The sequence below is a fragment of the Anaerotignum lactatifermentans DSM 14214 genome, from assembly GCF_900142265.1.
In the GTDB taxonomy this organism is placed as follows: domain Bacteria; phylum Bacillota; class Clostridia; order Lachnospirales; family Anaerotignaceae; genus Anaerotignum; species Anaerotignum lactatifermentans.
Genome location: NZ_FRAH01000003.1, coordinates 38714 through 56307, shown reverse-complemented (window position 1 = coordinate 56307; position 17594 = coordinate 38714). Strand labels below are relative to the sequence as shown.

At 51.7% G+C, this 17594-nt stretch carries 13 protein-coding genes; 12 read left to right on the top strand and 1 reads right to left on the bottom strand.

Translation table 11 applies throughout. The features are described 5' to 3' along the window. The first annotated feature begins 142 nt into the window (after nt 1-142). The 8 genes from BUB35_RS00300 to BUB35_RS00265 all read left to right on the top strand — a co-directional run bounded on the left by BUB35_RS00300 (nt 143) and on the right by BUB35_RS00265 (nt 11875). A complete protein-coding gene (locus tag BUB35_RS00300; RefSeq protein ID WP_330391021.1) occupies nt 143-6928 on the top strand; it encodes a MutS N-terminal domain-containing protein in 6786 nt (2261 codons plus the stop codon). A 1-nt stretch (nt 6929) separates the two neighbouring features. After that, nucleotides 6930-7736, top strand: coding sequence for a DUF3848 domain-containing protein (locus BUB35_RS00295; RefSeq protein ID WP_016147262.1), 807 nt, complete (start codon nt 6930-6932; stop codon nt 7734-7736). Continuing rightward, on the top strand, nt 7733-8077 hold the full coding sequence (locus tag BUB35_RS00290; RefSeq protein ID WP_016147263.1) for a plasmid mobilization protein: 345 nt from the start codon (nt 7733-7735) through the stop codon (nt 8075-8077). The genes BUB35_RS00295 and BUB35_RS00290 overlap by 4 nt, the downstream gene beginning before the upstream one ends. 152 nt (nt 8078-8229) lie before the next feature. Further along, nucleotides 8230-8535: a hypothetical protein gene (locus BUB35_RS00285; RefSeq protein WP_016147264.1), complete on the top strand. Its 306-nt coding sequence runs from the start codon at nt 8230-8232 to the stop codon at nt 8533-8535. Then, nucleotides 8532-8843 (top strand): CD1845 family protein, encoded by a 312-nt coding sequence (locus BUB35_RS00280; protein ID WP_016147265.1) that lies wholly within the window; start codon nt 8532-8534, stop codon nt 8841-8843. The genes BUB35_RS00285 and BUB35_RS00280 overlap by 4 nt, the downstream gene beginning before the upstream one ends. Before the next feature lie 105 nt (nt 8844-8948). Next, nucleotides 8949-9989, top strand: coding sequence for a PDDEXK nuclease domain-containing protein (locus tag BUB35_RS00275; protein ID WP_016147266.1), 1041 nt, complete (start codon nt 8949-8951; stop codon nt 9987-9989). Then, on the top strand, nt 9982-10401 hold the full coding sequence (locus BUB35_RS00270) for a hypothetical protein (RefSeq protein ID WP_002586590.1): 420 nt from the start codon (nt 9982-9984) through the stop codon (nt 10399-10401). Before BUB35_RS00275 ends, BUB35_RS00270 begins: the two co-directional genes overlap by 8 nt. 58 nt (nt 10402-10459) lie before the next feature. Then, nucleotides 10460-11875, top strand: a complete 1416-nt coding sequence (locus BUB35_RS00265; protein ID WP_200777556.1) for a relaxase/mobilization nuclease domain-containing protein — start codon at nt 10460-10462, stop codon at nt 11873-11875. Nucleotides 11876-12098: 223 nt separating this feature from the next. Here the strand turns inward: BUB35_RS00265 and BUB35_RS00255 are convergent, their stop codons facing one another. Continuing rightward, nucleotides 12099-12455, bottom strand: a complete 357-nt coding sequence (locus tag BUB35_RS00255; RefSeq protein WP_016147268.1) for a helix-turn-helix domain-containing protein — start codon at nt 12453-12455, stop codon at nt 12099-12101. Between the two features lie 264 nt (nt 12456-12719). Between BUB35_RS00255 and BUB35_RS00250 the strand changes: the two genes are divergently transcribed. The 4 genes from BUB35_RS00250 (at nt 12720) to BUB35_RS00235 (ending at nt 17580) form a co-directional block, all read left to right on the top strand. After that, the gene (locus BUB35_RS00250) at nt 12720-13409 is read left to right on the top strand and encodes a response regulator transcription factor (RefSeq protein ID WP_016147269.1); all 690 of its coding nucleotides are present in this window, start codon (nt 12720-12722) and stop codon (nt 13407-13409) included. Then, entirely contained in the window at nt 13406-14437 is a 1032-nt protein-coding gene (locus BUB35_RS00245) for a sensor histidine kinase (protein ID WP_072847965.1), read from the top strand. Before BUB35_RS00250 ends, BUB35_RS00245 begins: the two co-directional genes overlap by 4 nt. A 123-nt stretch (nt 14438-14560) precedes the next feature. Then, nucleotides 14561-14821 carry a hypothetical protein gene (locus tag BUB35_RS00240; protein ID WP_016147271.1) on the top strand — a complete coding sequence of 87 codons (261 nt, stop codon included), beginning with the start codon at nt 14561-14563 and terminating at the stop codon, nt 14819-14821. A gap of 101 nt (nt 14822-14922) precedes the next feature. Beyond that, the gene (locus BUB35_RS00235) at nt 14923-17580 is read left to right on the top strand and encodes an ABC transporter permease (RefSeq protein ID WP_072847964.1); all 2658 of its coding nucleotides are present in this window, start codon (nt 14923-14925) and stop codon (nt 17578-17580) included. Nucleotides 17581-17594 lie beyond the last annotated feature (14 nt).

The window sequence follows — 17594 nt, the reverse complement described above, 5'->3', positions numbered from 1 at the left end:
CCTTGCGGAAGAATACGCCGCCTTCTGGACGGCCTACCAGCAGGACCGGGAGTTGCTGCGCTTCCACTACCACAAACCGAGAGAGATTTGGGAAAACCTGAAAGACCTGTCCCTGCCCCGCACTGCCTTTACCTCTCAGCTGATGGAAGTACCTGCGGTCAAGCAGTTCATCACAGAGGACGAGATCGACGCAGCCATGACCAGAGGCAGCGGATTTGAAAGTGGTAAAGGCCGGATTTTCACCTTTTTCCAGAACCCCCATACGGACAAAGAAAAGGTGGATTTTCTCAAGAATGAGTACGGCACTGGCGGCCACTCTCACGCCCTGTCCGGCGCTGGGGGCAGCTGGGAAGATCACGATGGAAAAGGTCTGCACTACAAAAAGGATGGCTGCCCGGATGTGCATTTCACATGGGAGAAAGTCGCCAAGCGGATTACCGATCTGATTCAAAAGGGCCGCTATCTCACCGAACAGGAACAGGCGGAGTACGACAAAATCCAGGAAGAAAAGGCCCTGGCGGAAGAAGATGCCCTGCAAGCCCAGCAGCCGCCCCCGGAGATATGGGAATACAACGGGGTCAAGGAGCGTCACCCGGATGATATGGTTTTGTATCAAATGGGCGATTTCTTTGAGCTGTACGGTGAAGACGCCAAAACTGCTGCTGCGGAACTGGGCCTCAATCTCACGACCCGCGCGATTCCCGGCGGTGGCCGTGTGGAAATGTGCGGCTTTCCGGCAAACCGGCTGGAACAGGTTGTGGAACAGCTGCGGGATCGGCATGATGTGACCATTTCCGCTGTCCCGGAGGGCGGTAGGGAGCGTCAGGAATATTCCATGCCCTCCATCGACCATGAGGCGGAACAGGCCATCGACGCTCAGGAAGCGGAGTTTGGCGCAGACGGAATCAGAGTGTTCCAGGAGACCGAAGCAGCAGCCCCTACGATCCGGGAGTTGCATGAGAAATACAAGCCCATTGTACTTGCCGCCGTTATGGAGGATGTACCATACCGCAACGCCTGCGGTCACAGCGACCGCGAAAATGCTGTGATTGAGGGCAATGCCGCGATTCGTCGTGCCATCCTTGGCTCCAGTGATTTGGAGCTGATTCGGCTCTATTCCGATGTGCTGGTGTTCCGTCAGCGCCTGCACCGGGAAATTATTGACGAGACCTATCCACGGCTCCATGAAATGCTGCGTCCTCTCTCACAGGATGATATTGATGATGCCATCCGTGCATGGAATGGTGATATTCAGAGCAAACACGCTGTTGTCCGCTACATGGAAAAGCATGGACGGGAAAAAGATACCGCCGCATGGCTGGCTCAGGAATACAGCGGCAGTGACAGCAAGAGCCTGTTTGTGATCCGCGCCGGAAGTCCGGAGGGAATTGAGCTGCCCTGGCCCAAGGTGCAGCGCAGGATTGCCCAGCTCATCAAGGAGGATCGGTTCTACACCGAAGCGGAACAGGACCGGTTTGACAACATCGACCCCATCGCCATCCGGGAGGCGCTGGCCGAGCGCGGCATTGTGAATGGCGAGCTGGTGGACGAAGAAAAGCTGGACAATGACCCATTCATTCAGCGCGTGATGGCGGATGTGGAGCAGATTGCCGCTGAAGAACAGGAGCAGTCGAACCAACCGCTTTCCGATGCTGAGTATGCCCGTCACAACCTAATTCCCGGCGAGACCACCTTTGCATTGGATGGGCGCACTTTCCGGGTCAGCAAGCTGGAGCCGGATGTTGGCCGGGTGGAACTTCAAGATGTGACCTTTGCAAATGCGGTGGGATTCCCCATCTTCCGGGTGGAACCGATTTCAGTAATCCGTCAGCATTTGGAGCAGGAACCAGAGCCGCCCACGCCTACCACAGAGCCAGAAAAAACTCTGGATGAAGTGCTGGACGAACACCCCGTTTCCATTCAGGTAAACGGCGAGTGGCAGACCTTCCCCAATGTCAAAGCTGCCGAGGAAGCCTCTTATGAGGAATACAAGGCCAACCTGCGCCGCACCACTGAGAATTTCCTTATTACCGACGATCACCTGGGCGAAGGCGGTCCGAAAGCCAAGTTTCAGGCCAACATCACGGCAATCAAGCTGCTGAAATATTTGGAGGAAACCACCGGGCAGGCAACACCGGAACAGCAGAAAATCCTATCCCGGTATGTAGGCTGGGGCGGTCTTGCCGATGCCTTTGACCCGGAGAAACCCGCATGGGCTGCGGAATATGCTCAGCTGAAGGAGCTGCTGACCCGGTCGGAATACGCTGCCGCCAGAGGTTCCACTCTCAATGCCCATTACACCAGCCCTACGGTCATCAAAGCAATTTATGAAGCCGTAGGACGCATGGGATTTGAGACCGGCAACATTCTGGAGCCGTCCTGCGGTGTGGGCAATTTCTTCGGTATGCTGCCGGAGAAAATGCGAAACAGCCGTCTGTACGGCGTGGAGCTGGATTCCATCAGCGGGCGTATTGCAAAACAGCTCTATCCCAAGGCCGACATCACCGTGGCCGGGTTTGAAACCACCGACAGGCGGGATTTCTACGATCTGGCGGTGGGTAATGTTCCGTTTGGTCAGTATCAGGTTCGGGACAAAGCCTATGATAAGCTGAATTTTAACATCCACAACTACTTTTTTGCCAAGGCGCTGGACCAGGTGCGTCCGGGCGGCGTGGTGGCCTTTGTCACCAGCCGCTACACGATGGATGCCAAGGATTCCACTGTGCGCCGGTATCTTGCCCAGCGCGCCGAGCTGCTGGGAGCCATCCGTCTGCCCAATGACGCTTTCAAGAAAAACGCTGGTGCCGAGGTGGTTTCAGACATCATTTTCCTGCAAAAGCGTGACCGTCCACTGGACATCGTACCGGAATGGACGCAGACCGGACAGACGCAGGATGGATTTGCCATTAACCGCTACTTCCTGGACCACCCGGAAATGGTGCTGGGCCGACAGGAACCGGAAAGCACCGCTCATGGCATGGACTACACCGTGAATCCCATCGAGGGGCTGGAGCTTGCCGATCAGCTGCATGATGCCGTGAAGTACATTCACGGCACCTACCAGGAGGCCGAGCTGCCGGAGCTGGGCGAGGGCGAGGCCATCGACACTTCTATCCCTGCTGACCCCAATGTGAAAAATTACTCCTACACCGTTGTGGACGGCGATGTGTATTACCGTGAAAACAGCCGCATGGTACGGCCTGACCTGAATGCCACCGCCGAAGTCCGTGTGAAAGGGCTGGTGGGTCTGCGGGAATGTGTCCAGCAGCTCATTGACCTGCAAATGGACGCTGCCACACCGGACAGCGCCATCCGGGATAAACAGGCTGAACTGAACCGGCTCTATGACAGCTTTTCCGCAAAATATGGTCTTATCAATGACCGGGCGAACCGACTGGCCTTTGCCGATGATTCCAGCTACTATCTGCTCTGCGCGCTGGAAGTCATTGACGAGGACGGAAAGCTGGAGCGCAAGGCGGATATGTTCACCAAGTGTACCATCAAGCCACACAAGGCGGTGGAAACCGTGGATACCGCCAGTGAAGCCCTTGCCGTCTCCATCGCGGAGAAAGCCTGTGTGGATATGGCGTATATGTCGGAGCTGACTGGCAAGACCAGCGACGAACTGGCCGCCGAGCTGCAAGGCGTGATCTTCCGTGTGCCGGGACAGTTGGAGAAAGACGGCACACCACATTATGTAACAGCCGACGAATACCTGTCCGGCAATGTGCGGCGCAAGCTGCGTCAGGCACAGCGGGCAGCACAGCAGGACCCGTCCTTTGCCGCCAATGTGGAAGCCCTTACCGCTGCCCAGCCCAAAGACCTGGACGCTTCGGAAATTGAGGTGCGTCTGGGCGCAACCTGGATCGACAAAGAGTACATCCAGCAGTTTATGTACGAGACCTTTGATACCCCGTTTTATATGCAGCGGAATATCCAGGTCAACTACACCCCGTTTACAGCAGAGTGGCAGATTACCGGCAAAAGCTCTGTAAGCCAGAACAATGTGGCAGCCTATACCACCTACGGAACCAGCCGCGCCAATGCCTACAAGATTTTGGAGGATTCCTTAAACCTGCGGGATGTCCGTATCTATGACACTGTGGAGGACGCGGACGGCAAAGAGCGCCGGGTGCTGAACGCCAAGGAGACCACCCTGGCAGCCCAAAAACAGCAGACCATCCGGGACGCTTTCAAAGACTGGATTTGGAAAGACCCGGAACGCCGTCAAGCTCTGGTACGCCAGTACAACGAGGAAATGAACTCCACCCGCCCCCGTGAGTATGACGGCAGCCATATTGTTTTTGGCGGCATGAACCCGTCCATTACCCTGCGGGAACATCAGCTGAACGCTATCGCCCATGTGATGTACGGCGGCAATACGCTGCTGGCACACGAGGTAGGCGCGGGCAAAACATTTGAAATGGTGGCTGCCGCTATGGAGAGTAAGCGTCTGGGGCTGTGCCAGAAATCCCTCTTTGTTGTGCCGAATCACCTGACCGAGCAGTGGGCTTCGGAGTTTCTGCGGCTCTATCCCTCCGCCAATATCCTTGTCACCACCAAAAAGGACTTTGAGACCCACAACCGCAAGAAGTTCTGTGCCCGGATTGCCACCGGTGACTATGACGCTATCATCATGGGCCCTTCCCAGTTCGAGAAAATCCCCATCAGCCGAGAGCGTCAGGAACGGCTCCTTCAGGAGCAGATCGACGAGATCACCGAGGGCATTGCCGAGGTGAAGTACAGCGGCGGTGAGCGTTTCACGGTCAAGCAGTTGGAACGCACCAAGAAGTCCCTGGAAGCCCGGCTGGAGAAATTGCAGGCCGAGAGCCGCAAGGACGATGTGGTGACATTCGAGCAGCTGGGCGTTGATCGGCTGTTCGTGGACGAGGCACACAACTACAAAAACTTGTTTTTATACACCAAAATGCGGAATGTGGCAGGTCTCTCCACCAGCGATGCCCAAAAGTCCAGCGATATGTTTGCGAAGTGTCGCTATATGGACGAGATCACCGGCAACCGAGGGGTTATCTTTGCCACCGGCACTCCGGTCAGCAACTCCATGACTGAGCTTTACACCATGCAGCGGTATCTCCAGTATGACCGCCTGCAAGAACTGAACATGACCCATTTCGATTGCTGGGCCAGCCGTTTCGGAGAAACCGTCACGGCGCTAGAACTGGCTCCGGAAGGAACAGGCTACCGGGCAAGGACACGGTTTTCCAAGTTCTTTAACCTGCCGGAGCTGATGAACCTGTTCAAAGAGGTGGCGGACATCAAAACCGCCGACCAGCTGAACCTGCCCACCCCGGAGGTAGAATATCACAACATTGTGGCCCAGCCTACCGAACACCAGAAAGAGATGGTGAAAGCACTCTCCGAGCGCGCTTCCGAAGTACACAGAGGCAGTGTGGACCCGTCGGTAGATAATATGCTCAAAATCACCTCGGATGGTCGCAAGCTGGGACTGGACCAGCGTATCATCAACCAACTGCTCCCCGATGAACCGGGAACCAAGGTCAATCAGTGCGTGGACAACATCATGCAGATCTGGCAGGATGGGGACGCGGATAAATTGACCCAGCTGGTGTTCTGCGACATTTCCACGCCCCAGGCAGCCCCATCCAAAAAGGCAGCCAAACAGCTGGACAATCCGCTGCTTCACGGGTTGGAAGAAGCAATCCCACTGGATGAGCCGGAGCCTGCTTTTACCATCTATGAGGACATCCGCCAGAAGCTCATCGCCCAGGGGATGCCTGCCGAGCAGATCGCCTTTATCCACGAAGCCAATACAGAGGTACGGAAAAAGGAACTGTTCTCCAAGGTCCGCACCGGGCAGGTGCGTGTCCTATTAGGAAGCACTGCCAAAATGGGCGCTGGAACCAATGTGCAGGACCGCCTTGTGGCGCTCCATGATTTGGACTGCCCGTGGCGGCCCGGAGACCTTGCCCAGCGAAAAGGACGCATTGAGCGACAGGGCAACAAAAACCCCTTGGTCCATGTGTACCGCTATGTCACGGAGGGAACTTTTGACGCTTATCTCTGGCAGACGGTGGAGAACAAACAGAAATTCATCAGCCAGATTATGACCAGCAAAAGCCCGGTTCGTTCCTGCGATGATGTGGACGAAACGGCGCTTTCCTTTGCCGAGATTAAGGCCCTGTGTGCCGGAGACCCCCGTATCAAGGAGCGCATGGATTTGGATGTGGAGGTTGCCAAGCTGAAGCTGATGAAAGCCGACCACCAGAGCAAGCAGTACCGTCTGGAGGACCAGCTGCTCAAATACTTCCCGCAGGAAATTGAAACCAACAAGGGGTATATCCAGGGCTTTGAAGCCGATTTGGAAACACTGGCTGCCCACCCACACCCAGAGGACAGCTTTGCCGGTATGGAGATCCGGGGCGATGTGCTGACCGACAAAGAAAATGCCGGTGCAGCCCTGCTGGATGCCTGTAAGGAGGTCAAAACCTCCGATCCGGTGCAGATCGGCAGTTACCGGGGATTCACTATGTCGGTGGAATTTCAAGCGTGGAAACAGGAATATACGCTCCTGCTGAAAGGGCAAATGACCCATCGGGCAACCCTGGGTACAGACCCACGCGGCAACCTAACCCGTATCGACAATGCACTGGCGCAAATGCCCCAGCGTCTGGAAGCGGTCAAAAACCAGCTGGAGAACCTTTACCAGCAGCAGGCCGCAGCCAAGGAGGAAGTAGGAAAGCCTTTCCCCTTTGAGGACGATCTGCGGGTCAAGTCCGCCCGTCTGGTGGAACTGGACACGCTGCTGAACATTGACGGCAAAGGACAATCTACGCCGGAAACCGTAGTTGCCAAAAGCACGCGGCCTTCGGTGCTGGACAGCTTGAAGCGCCCGGTGCCGCCCCGCAGCCCTGAAAAGAAACCGAAACAACACGAGGAGGTACGATAACATGAATACCAACGATCTGAATACGGCTCTCTATGAAAAGATGACCGCTGAACAGGACAACTACCGGGACTGGCTGAAAAGCCAGCCCCCGGAGGAAATCCTGCACCATACCTATGAGTACACGGTCCGGGAGGACATCGTGATGGCGATGGAGCAGCTGGAACTGACCGACGCACAGGCCCAGGCGCTTTTGGATTCTCCCTCGCCGCTGGCAGATGTGTACCGCTATTTTGAAAAGCTGGAGACCGGCTACATGGATGTGATCCGGGACAGCATTGAAAACCGGGCGGATGATGTGTGCAGGGCGCAGGAAGAATTACGGACTGCCCCTCTCTACCCCCATTCTGCCGCCTATGCGTCCGAGCATGGAGAGATGGCACAATATAACCGTTCTTATCAGGCAAACAGCGCCTGCAAAGAAGCCATTGAACAGGCCATCAGCGCTCACTATGCAGAGAACCGGCTGGATACGGAGGCGGCGGTCAAAGATGTGCTGGAAAAGTTCGGGACGGAACGGGTACAGTTTATTCTTGCCAGCACCATCCAGCATAAAAACCACGATGGGCGTATCTCTCAGGACAATAAAGCCTGGGCAAAAACCATTCCCATGCCGGAGGACAGCGGCGCTTCCCGCCACTGTGCCTATCTGGTTGTGGATGGGGTCAATCCCGGTCTGACCGATCTGTTTATCAGGCAGGCCAGAAAAACTATGCAGGAACAGCAGAAAAGCTCTGTCCTGCAAAAACTCAGACAGGAACCGCCTGTCCGCAAGCCTGCCGCCCCGAAGAAACGGGAGCCGGAGCGATGAGCAGCCAAAAGCGCAAGCGGGATGTGCCGGTTCTGTTTTGGGTATCCGCTGATGAAATGGAGTTGATTCAACAGAAAATGGCGCAGTTTGGGACAAAAAACCTGAGCGCCTATCTGCGGAAAATGGCTGTGGACGGCTATGTGGTGCAGCTGGATTTGCCGGAACTGAAAGAACTGGTATCCCTGTTGAGCCGGAGCAGCAACAACTTAAACCAGCTGACACGCAAGGTACATGAGACTGGGCGGATTTATGATGCCGACCTGGAGGATATATCCCAGCGGCAGGAACAGTTATGGGACGGCGTTAAGGAGATACTGACCCGGCTCTCCAAACTTTCGTAACCGGGACAAATACCCCATCTGCGGAGGGAGGAACGGCGTTCTTTTCGCCGCGCCTTCCTCCGTTTTTTCTTTTGCCCGTATCCTTGCCTTTTGGCTGTACCGGCAGGATAATATGGATAGAAAACAGATTGCCGCAAAGGAGTTGAGAATAGATGAAAACCTTTGAAAAAGTGTTGGAGATATTTCGGGATTATCTGGACTGTGATCTGGAAGAAGAAGTCCTCCCTTGCAGGAATGGGTATCTCCGCGTAACATGGAATGGGGATTCCCGCTATTGTGTGGACGGACTTCTCAGCCGGACACCGGATGAGCTGTTTGAAGTGCTGCTTTCCGATTATAGCGGCTACGAGGTGATGAAGCGGACCAAAGGCCGCCGGGAAGTAACGGAAGAAGATGAAAGGCAGGCGGAACTTCTTTGCCAGAGCTTTCGGAAACAATGGGAGGAGGAAGAAACATGAGGGCGATCTGGTTCATTCTGAAACTGCTGTTGAAAATTTTAGCGGCTCCGGTGATTCTGGCGCTGACCCTGTTCGTTTGGATTTGTGTAGGGATCGTCTATGTCTCCGGTCTGGTGCTGGGGCTTATCAGCATGGTAATCGCCCTGCTGGGCGTGGCGGTTCTGCTGACCTGTTCCCTGCAAAACGGCATTATCCTGCTGGTGATGGCATTTCTTATCAGTCCGTTTGGTCTGCCAATGGCTGCTATCTGGCTGCTGGGCAAGGTACAGGACTTGAAGTTTGCCATTCAGGATTTGGTTTATGGATAAAATATGCCACTGATGTTATTTTACTTTCCCTAAAAAATAGGATATACTATATAAGAATATATTCTGCCGCCGAGTGCGGATAGTTTTAGATAAAGGAGGGCGTGTATGGAAAATCAATTAACGCCAAACAACTCCATGATTTTGGAAATCCGAGAGCTGCTGGAGAATGCCAGAAAAAATGTTGCACAACAGGTTAATACGCAGCTTTTGACAACCTATTGGAACATTGGCCGGATTATCGTGGAGTATGAACAGCAAAATCAGATTCGCGCAGATTATGGAAAACAAACATTAAGGGAACTTTCCAAAGAGCTGACACGGGAATTTGGAAAAGGTTTTTCTCGTTCTAATTTGCAAAATATGCGGGCATTTTATCTTGCTTATGAAAAATGCCAGACAGTGTCTGGCAAATTGTCCTGGTCTCATTACTGTGAACTTTTGAGTATTACGGATGAGAACAAACGCAGCTTTTACGAGAAAGAATCTATCAATTCGGGCTGGTCAGTTCGGGAGCTGAAACGGCAGATTGACAGCTCGCTGTATGAACGGCTGCTACTTTCCAGCGGAGATGTGAATAAAGAAAAGGTCCTCTCTCTGGCGCAGAAAGGGATTGAAATCAATCAGCCAGCTGACATCATCCGTGATCCCTATGTGTTTGAGTTTTTGGGTGTGCCGGAGAACAAACCCATATTGGAAAGCGATTTGGAAAAAGCTCTTGTCGTACAGATTGAAAAGTTTCTTTTGGAACTTGGACGGGGCTTCATGTTTGTTGGAACCCAGCAGCGCGTGACCCTGAACAATACCCACTACTATGTGGACATGGTATTTTACAACAAAATTCTCCGTGCTTATGTACTGATTGAACTGAAAACGAAAAAACTGACACCAGAGGCTGCCGGTCAGCTCAATATGTACTTAAACTACTATGCGGCAGAAGTCAACGACCCTGACGATAACCCGCCTATCGGTATTATCCTCTGTACGGAAAAAGACAGCATCGCGGCGGAATATGCCTTGGGCGGTCTGTCCAACAATATCTTCGCATCCCGGTATGTTCTCTATATGCCGGACAAGGAACAGCTGATTGCTCAGGTAGAGGCTGTCTTGAAAAACTGGCACGAAAAGAAAGATAACTGCCATGACTGAAAAAGAACTGATTGGAAAAGTACATTCAGCGGTCTATCATCAATGCCAGCGCCGTGGTTATGCGACTCCGGTAGATGTACTGATGGAGGTCGGTGTCTTACCAAAACAGAAATATGAGGACTGGCGGTTTGGGCGGGTTGATTATCTGGAACGGGTATGTACTGTCAATCTGCGCAAACTCTCATTCATCATGCACCAGATGCGGGTGTACGCACAGAAAACTGGCTTAAAACCCTCCTTCTGTTACTACAAGCAGTGGGGTGTAAAAAAGAAAAATGGGCAGGGACATAAGCCGGTGATTCCGCTGCGGTTCAGCAAAAGCGGAAATCTGGAAATTGAGAAATGGTATGCAACTCATTTTGTGGATACCAAACGGATTGCAGTCTTAAAAGCACAGCAGCCAAAAATTTAGATTAACCAAAGGACAGCTCACACAGCTGTCCTTTTCTTTTGGAAAGGAGGTTCCCTCTGTGGCAACCACACGCATCATGCCGCTGCATATCGGCAAGGGCCGCACCGAAAGTCAGGCAATCAGCGACATTATTGATTATGTGGCAAATCCGCAAAAGACCGACAACGGAAAACTAATTACCGGCTATGGCTGTGACAGCCGGACCGCCGATGCAGAGTTTCTGCTGGCAAAGCGGCAGTACATCGCCGCCACCGGGCGGGTGCGCGGTGCGGACGATGTGATCGCTTACCATGTGCGCCAATCGTTCAAACCCGGTGAGATTACCCCGGAGGAAGCCAACCGCCTGGGCGTGGAATTTGCCAAGCGGTTCACCAAGGGCAATCACGCCTTTGTGGTCTGCACTCACATAGACAAATCGCACATCTATAATCACATCATCTGGTCGGCGGTCAATACGGATTGTGACCGAAAATTCCGCAACTTTTGGGGCAGCACCAGAGCCGTCCGACGCTTGAGCGATACCATCTGTATCGAGAACGGATTGTCCATTGTGGAGGACCCGAAACCCCACGGAAAAAGCTACAACAAATGGCTGGGCGATCAGGCCAAGCCCTCCCATCGGGAGCAGCTGCGGGTGATGATTGACCGTGCGCTGGAGCAGAAACCGGCGGACTTTGATGCGCTGCTGAAGCTGCTTTCGGAAATGGGCTGTGAAGTATCCCGGCGCGGGAAAGCGATCCGGCTCAAAGCACCCGGCTGGAAGAATGTAGCCCGCATGGATGACAAGCTGGGGGCCGGGTACAGTGAAGCAGAAATCCGTGCGGTGCTGGCCGGAGAAAAACAGCATACACCTCGTAAAAAATCCACCGTGCAGCCGGAGCCGCCCAGGGTCAATCTGCTGGTGGACATTCAGGCAAAATTACAGGCTGGGAAAGGCTCTGGGTATGCACGCTGGGCCAAGGTTTTTAACCTGAAACAGATGGCGCAGACTGTAAATTTTCTTACCGAACATCAGCTGCTGGACTATGCGGAGTTGGCAGAAAAAGCGGCGGCAGCTACCGCCCACCACAACGAACTGTCGGCGCAGATCAAGGCGGCGGAGAAACGCATAGCGGAGATCGCCGTCCTGCGAACTCATATCATCAACTATGCCAAGACCCGCGAGACCTATGTAGCCTACCGGAAAGCTGGTTACTCCAAGAAATTCCGCGAGGAACATGAGCAGGAAATCCTGCTCCATCAGGCAGCCAAAAATGCCTTTGACGAGATGGGTGTGAAGAAGTTGCCCAAGGTTAAGGACTTGCAAGCTGAGTATGCCAAACTGCTGGAGGAAAAGAAGAAAACCTACGCCGAGTACCGGCGTTCCCGTGAAGAAATGCGGGAGCTTTTGACGGCCAAAGCGAATGTGGACCGGCTGCTGAAAATGGACGAGGAACAGAAAAAGGAACAGGAAAAAGACCACGGCCAGCGGTGAGCCGGTCATGGTCCAAAGCGTTCGCAGAACGCGCAGCCACAGAATGAATTTCTGTGTTCAAAGGGGTTTGGGGGCGCTGCCCTCAACAAGCAAAGCGGAGGGGAAAATCACGGCAGGATTTTTCCCTCTGCGGGCCGAGTGTATTAACACCGGCATTGCTTGCCACTTTCTTGCTGATACAAAAACAGCCAGCGAGAGAAACTTCCAAGTTTCACTCACTGGCCTATTCTTTTTCAAGTTTCTTAGAAATTTCCTTTAGTTCCTCCGCAAATCCACGAGTATGGCTCAACAAGGTTTCCCGCATCTCTGGCGGACAGTTCAGATAGAGCAGCTTCATCTCATTTTGCCCAGCTTCATCTGGTGTCAGCTCCGGCCTGATAAGAGAGTCGAGAGAAAAGTGCAGAACCTTCGCTAATGTTTTCATAATCAGGTAGGATGGATTTCTTCTGCCTTTCTCAATATCGGCAATTTCTTTAATTGAAATATGCGATTCATCTGCCAGTTGCTGCTGTGTGAAATTTTTTTCTTTTCGTGCAGCTCGAAGCATATCCCCCAATATGGTTAATTCATCAATCGGCATTATCATTCACCTCAATAATATTGTATCGTTCCGGATTCATTTAAGGAATAACCTTATATTGCCGGTAAATAGGTATGATTATGCCGATTTTTGATAGGGAGACAGCTTTATATACTTGTTGCAGGCAAAAGAATAAGGTATGATAAAGTGGTAAGTATCTTAATATGAGGAGAAAATGAAAAACTTTTTTGATTCTTAGGACATTTCTGCAACATTTCAGTTTTAAGATAAGTGATACAGACGAAAAAGAGAGGAAGTGAACGCATGAGAAAGATACTGATCGTGGAGGACGACATTCTCCTGAACCGGACGCTGGGATACAATCTGGCGTCTGATGGATATGAAATCACAGCGGCCTATAACCACAAGGACGCTGTTTCCCATTTGAAGGAAACCGAGTTTGATGTTGCGCTCCTGGACATCAATCTGCCGGATGGCAGCGGTCTTGACCTTTGCGAAGAAATCCGGGAGCGAGGCCAGCACACCTACATTATTTTCATCACTGCCAACGACAAGGAAAGCGATATGCTCAAAGGCTATGAAGCAGGCGGCGCGGACTATGTGACGAAGCCTTTTTCGGTGACAGTGCTGTGCAGGAAGGTGGCGGCGGTCTTTGCCAATCTGGAACTACGCACGCCCCGGCACGATCTGTTTGACGATGGCTTTCTGAAAATCGACTTTTCCGAGCAGCGGGCGTCCCTTGCCGGAGAGCCGCTGGACTTCACTCCAAAGGAATACCGCACCCTGTTCCTGTTCGTGAAGAACCCCCGGATTATCCTGACCAAGCGGCAGATTTTAGAGAAGCTGTGGGACATTGACGGAGATTTTGTGGACGAGCATACCCTGACCACCATCATTAGCCGTATCCGCAAAAAAATCGAAACAGACGAACATAAGTATATCAAGACAGCCTATGGCATGGGCTATCAGTGGATCGGCGGTGAGCAGGCATGAAGCTGGAAAATTTATCTGTCAAAAAGTTTCTGCGGCTCATTACGGTTGGCCTGCTGGCCACCTCTTTCCTGGTGCTGCTGGGCTTGTTTCTGGTTACGAAAAACCTGCGGGTGGTTTTGTACGGCGGGCTGCTGACCGCTGTGTTTCTGGTATGGGGCGGGATCTTCCTGCACTACTTTCAAAAGAAACTGACCCTGTTCACCGACAGCCTGTGCCGGACGCTGGACGACATGATGGACAGCGCCGCACGGCCGGAAATGGACTATGAAGCGGAAACGCTGCTGGCGAGGATCAGCCACCGCCTGGAACGGCTCTACAACATCATGCAGAAAGACCGGAACACGGTCGCAAAGGAAAAGGCCGATCTCCAATCTCTGCTGTCGGACATTTCCCACCAGACCAAGACCCCCATTGCCAATCTGAAAATGCTCAATGAAACCATGTTGACCCGTCCGATCTCGGAGGAACAGCGGCGGGAGTTTTTGCAGGCAACCGGCAGCCAGCTTGACAAGCTGGACTTTCTGATTCAGGCAATGGTGAAAACTTCCCGGCTGGAGGCCGGTGTGATTACACTGGAGAAAAAGGATGCTTTAATTGAGGAAACGCTGGTGAACGCCATCAACGGGATTCTGGCTCCGATGGAGAAGAAGAACATTGAACTGACCGTAGATTGCCCGGAAGGACTGACCATTTCCCATGACAGCCGCTGGACTTCCGAGGCTCTGTTCAATCTGCTGGACAATGCGGTGAAGTACACGCCTGCTGGCGGCAGCATCCATGTGTCCGTTCAGAATTGGGAAATGTACTGGAAAATTGATGTGACCGACACAGGCCGGGGCATCCCGGAACAGGAACAGGCCACGATCTTCAAGCGGTTTTACCGGGAAGAAGCGGTGCATGAGGTGGATGGCATCGGCATTGGCTTGTATCTGGCCCGTGAGATCATCACCATGCAGGGCGGGTATATTCTGATGACTTCCGAAGTTGGAAAAGGTTCCACCTTTTCGGTGTTCCTGCCACAAGAGTAATCAAGCGGCGGCCTGTGCAGGCTGCCGCTTTTTTCAAAAAATTTTTATGCTATTTGGATTTTAGGACATTTCTGCAACATTTGGGAGGTAGGCTTTTCTCAAACGATGAGAGGAGAAAGTCACATGGCTATCACAAGAACATTGATTTTCAATGCGATTCTGCTCTGCCTGCCGCCTATAATTGTTCTGGGTGTTTTCAAGTTCTTCTTTGTCCAGCATATCCGATGGGCAGCTGGAATAGTGGCATTGATTGATGCTGCTGTCTTTCAGACACAGCTATTCTATTATGAGAGCATCTGGCTTGTGCTGTTCTTTTTGGTGATTCAACTGGCAATTACCGGCTTGCTTTCCGTTTGGCTTTACAAAAAATACGGCCAAACATGAATTGTCCTAAAATTGAAGCAATTCGCCGCTAAATTAGAGGGCGTTTAGGACATTTCTGCAACAATTCCGTTTTAGACTACGATGGAAAGGAGTTGGTGGGTATGACGTTACCTTTTGAAAACGATACCAGCCGAGTAGTAAAGAAGCTGGCAAAACAGGACATCAAGGCGAACAAACGCACTTCTATTTCTATTATGGTGGCGATTCTCATTGCGTCCACCTTTCTATGTGCCTTGTTTACCTTTGTTCAAAGTTATTGGAATCAAAGCATCCAGCAGGAAATCTATCAAGCTGGTGATTGGGATGCACAGCTTTTGGACATTCAGGCAGGACAACTGGCGGAAATCCAAGGGAACGACAATGTTCAGAAAATCATGGCGAAAGGAAATAATCAAACCGCGCAGTTGCCTGATGGAACAGAATTGCCGTTTTTACTGGTTCAAAACTGTGATGCCCAATATTGGGATTCCATGCACGAAAAAAACCTGATGATTCACGGGCGTGTGCCGCAGGCGCCCGGTGAAATCGTGGTAGGCAAGAGTTTTTTTGAACAAAATCCATCCTATCAGATTGGGGACACCGTTTCCGTGGTTTTGGGAGAACGAAAAGTCAGTTCGGAACCAGTCGATTTTCTGTCACCCACACAAAGCGGGGAAACATTTGAGAAAGTAGCAGAAGCTCAATACACTATTGTTGGCGAAATTGATATGACGGTTTCTTCTGCATATAACGGCTATCCGGCATACGGCTGGCTTGATCCCTCTGTGCTGCCTGGGGATACCGACCTTGTAGCATACCTTCAGGTCAAAAATCCCTCTGCGATCTTTGATACCATTCCTCAAATTGCACAGACGATTGAAATGAAAGCAGACGAATACGGCGACTATCCTTATCGCTATCACACGGCTCTGTTGGGGCTGTATGGAATCTATGAGCCGGGACATTTTTGGAACAGCGATTTGCCAAAGCTGTTTCTTGCTGTTGTCCTGGTCGCATTGGCCTCCATGACGGTGTTCTCTTATATTATCCGTGGTGCCTTTTCTATTTCTGCCAAGCGGAAAATGAAAGAACTTGGGATATTAAAGTCGATTGGTATGACTTCAAAACAGGTTCAACGGATGGTTTTTTATGAAGCCCGGCAATTAGCTTTTCTTCCAATTTTGCTCTCTGTGGGGCTGGGATACTTGTTTTCTTATGGTGTGCTTTCTGGTTATTCTGCGCTGGTAGGCGATGCAATGGAGCATCCGATTACTGTGTCCTTTTCGCCGTGGGTTGCGCTCGGTTCGATGGTGTTATCGTTCCTGACGGTTTTGCTGGCAGCTTCAGGCCCTGCAAAACAGGTGGGGAAGTTCCGGCCGATTGAAGCAGTGAAAGAAAGCTGGAATCTCACGACACTCAAAAAATCGAAAAAACATACTTTGCTGAAAAAATGGTTTGGTTTTATTGGAAAACTATCAGCAAACTCGATTGCTGCGAATCGAAAGCTGTTCCGTACTTGTACGGCTACGCTCTGCCTGTGTCTGGTATTGATGTTCAGCTTCCTGGCTGTTTTTGCAATTTCTGATGTGAACAATACCAAAGCGGAGCAGGATAATCACTTTGATGTGAATATCACAATGGAACCGGGTCAGCAGGTGGATCAGGCGCTGATTCAGGAATTAAAAGCACTTCCCCATGTCACAAATGAAGCCACTTATACAATGGCAAACTGCGCGATTTGGGTATCGGATGATGACCTGTCCAGCGAGTTTGTCACCTCCGGTGGATTTGGTACAAAGGCGGCTGGCGAGTATGTCGTAAATCGTGACGGGCAATACAGAATCCCCTGCGTGCTGATTGGACTGGAACAGGATTCCTATGATGCCTGCCTTGCAAAAGCAGGCATGGAGCCGTTGGAAAACGGGACGGCAATCGTAGTAAATTCTGTTGTAAAGAACCCCGATTCCAGAGGTTATGAAGCCAAAAAAGAAATGACCTCTTATCTCAATTTGGAAACGGGGCAGTCCTTGAATATCACAGAGAAGTTTTTAGACTCCATTCAAGGCAATTACACATTTGACCTGAATGTGGGTACGACGATCCAAGAATTGCCTGACATTGGATTGCACACGGCGTTCTATACGCTCCCCATCCTCGTTCCTATGGATGAGTATTACCGCATTATTGGGAATTATTCGGAAGATCGGGCAGTCTACAACTACCGCACTTACATGAACCTTGCGATAGAAGATGGATTAGATGCCCAAATCCAAAAGGACGCGGATCAAATATGCAGCGCCTATTTAAGTTCCGATGACTTTTATACTTCAAGCAAAACAGAACGGGCAATCACCCGCGATCAGCTGACGAACGCTACCATGCTTGTCGTGTATAGCCTGACCGCACTCTTTGGAATCGTCGGAATTTCCTCTGCAACATCAGCGATTCTGAACAGCTTGTACCAAAGGCGGAAAGACTTTGCCATGCTGCGCTCTGTGGGCCTGGATAAGAAAGGGCTTCACCGTCTGCTGTCCATTGAGGGGTTTTTGCTTGCGTCTAAGCCAATTTTGTTCGGCCTGCCGGTTCTGCTCTTTATCATTGGCGCTGTGTTGTGGATGCAGGATGTCACTTTTGGTGAGTTTTTGGGAGTTTTCTCCCTGTGGGGGCTGCTGGCATTTATTGTCCTCACCCTTCTGCTTATCAGTGGGATTTATGCCTTTGCGTCCCGACAGATTCGGAAAGACATTGTGGTTGAAGTCCTAAAGGACGAAACTGTGTAATTACCCAAAATGGA

Coding starts and splice junctions, on each gene's coding strand:
- BUB35_RS00300 (WP_330391021.1), top strand. CDS start 143: ATGGAAGTACCTGCGGTCAAGCAGTTCATCACAGAGGACGAGATCGAC.
- BUB35_RS00295 (WP_016147262.1), top strand. CDS start 6,930: ATGAATACCAACGATCTGAATACGGCTCTCTATGAAAAGATGACCGCT.
- BUB35_RS00290 (WP_016147263.1), top strand. CDS start 7,733: ATGAGCAGCCAAAAGCGCAAGCGGGATGTGCCGGTTCTGTTTTGGGTA.
- BUB35_RS00285 (WP_016147264.1), top strand. CDS start 8,230: ATGAAAACCTTTGAAAAAGTGTTGGAGATATTTCGGGATTATCTGGAC.
- BUB35_RS00280 (WP_016147265.1), top strand. CDS start 8,532: ATGAGGGCGATCTGGTTCATTCTGAAACTGCTGTTGAAAATTTTAGCG.
- BUB35_RS00275 (WP_016147266.1), top strand. CDS start 8,949: ATGGAAAATCAATTAACGCCAAACAACTCCATGATTTTGGAAATCCGA.
- BUB35_RS00270 (WP_002586590.1), top strand. CDS start 9,982: ATGACTGAAAAAGAACTGATTGGAAAAGTACATTCAGCGGTCTATCAT.
- BUB35_RS00255 (WP_016147268.1), bottom strand. CDS start 12,455: ATGCCGATTGATGAATTAACCATATTGGGGGATATGCTTCGAGCTGCA.
- BUB35_RS00250 (WP_016147269.1), top strand. CDS start 12,720: ATGAGAAAGATACTGATCGTGGAGGACGACATTCTCCTGAACCGGACG.
- BUB35_RS00245 (WP_072847965.1), top strand. CDS start 13,406: ATGAAGCTGGAAAATTTATCTGTCAAAAAGTTTCTGCGGCTCATTACG.
- BUB35_RS00240 (WP_016147271.1), top strand. CDS start 14,561: ATGGCTATCACAAGAACATTGATTTTCAATGCGATTCTGCTCTGCCTG.
- BUB35_RS00235 (WP_072847964.1), top strand. CDS start 14,923: ATGACGTTACCTTTTGAAAACGATACCAGCCGAGTAGTAAAGAAGCTG.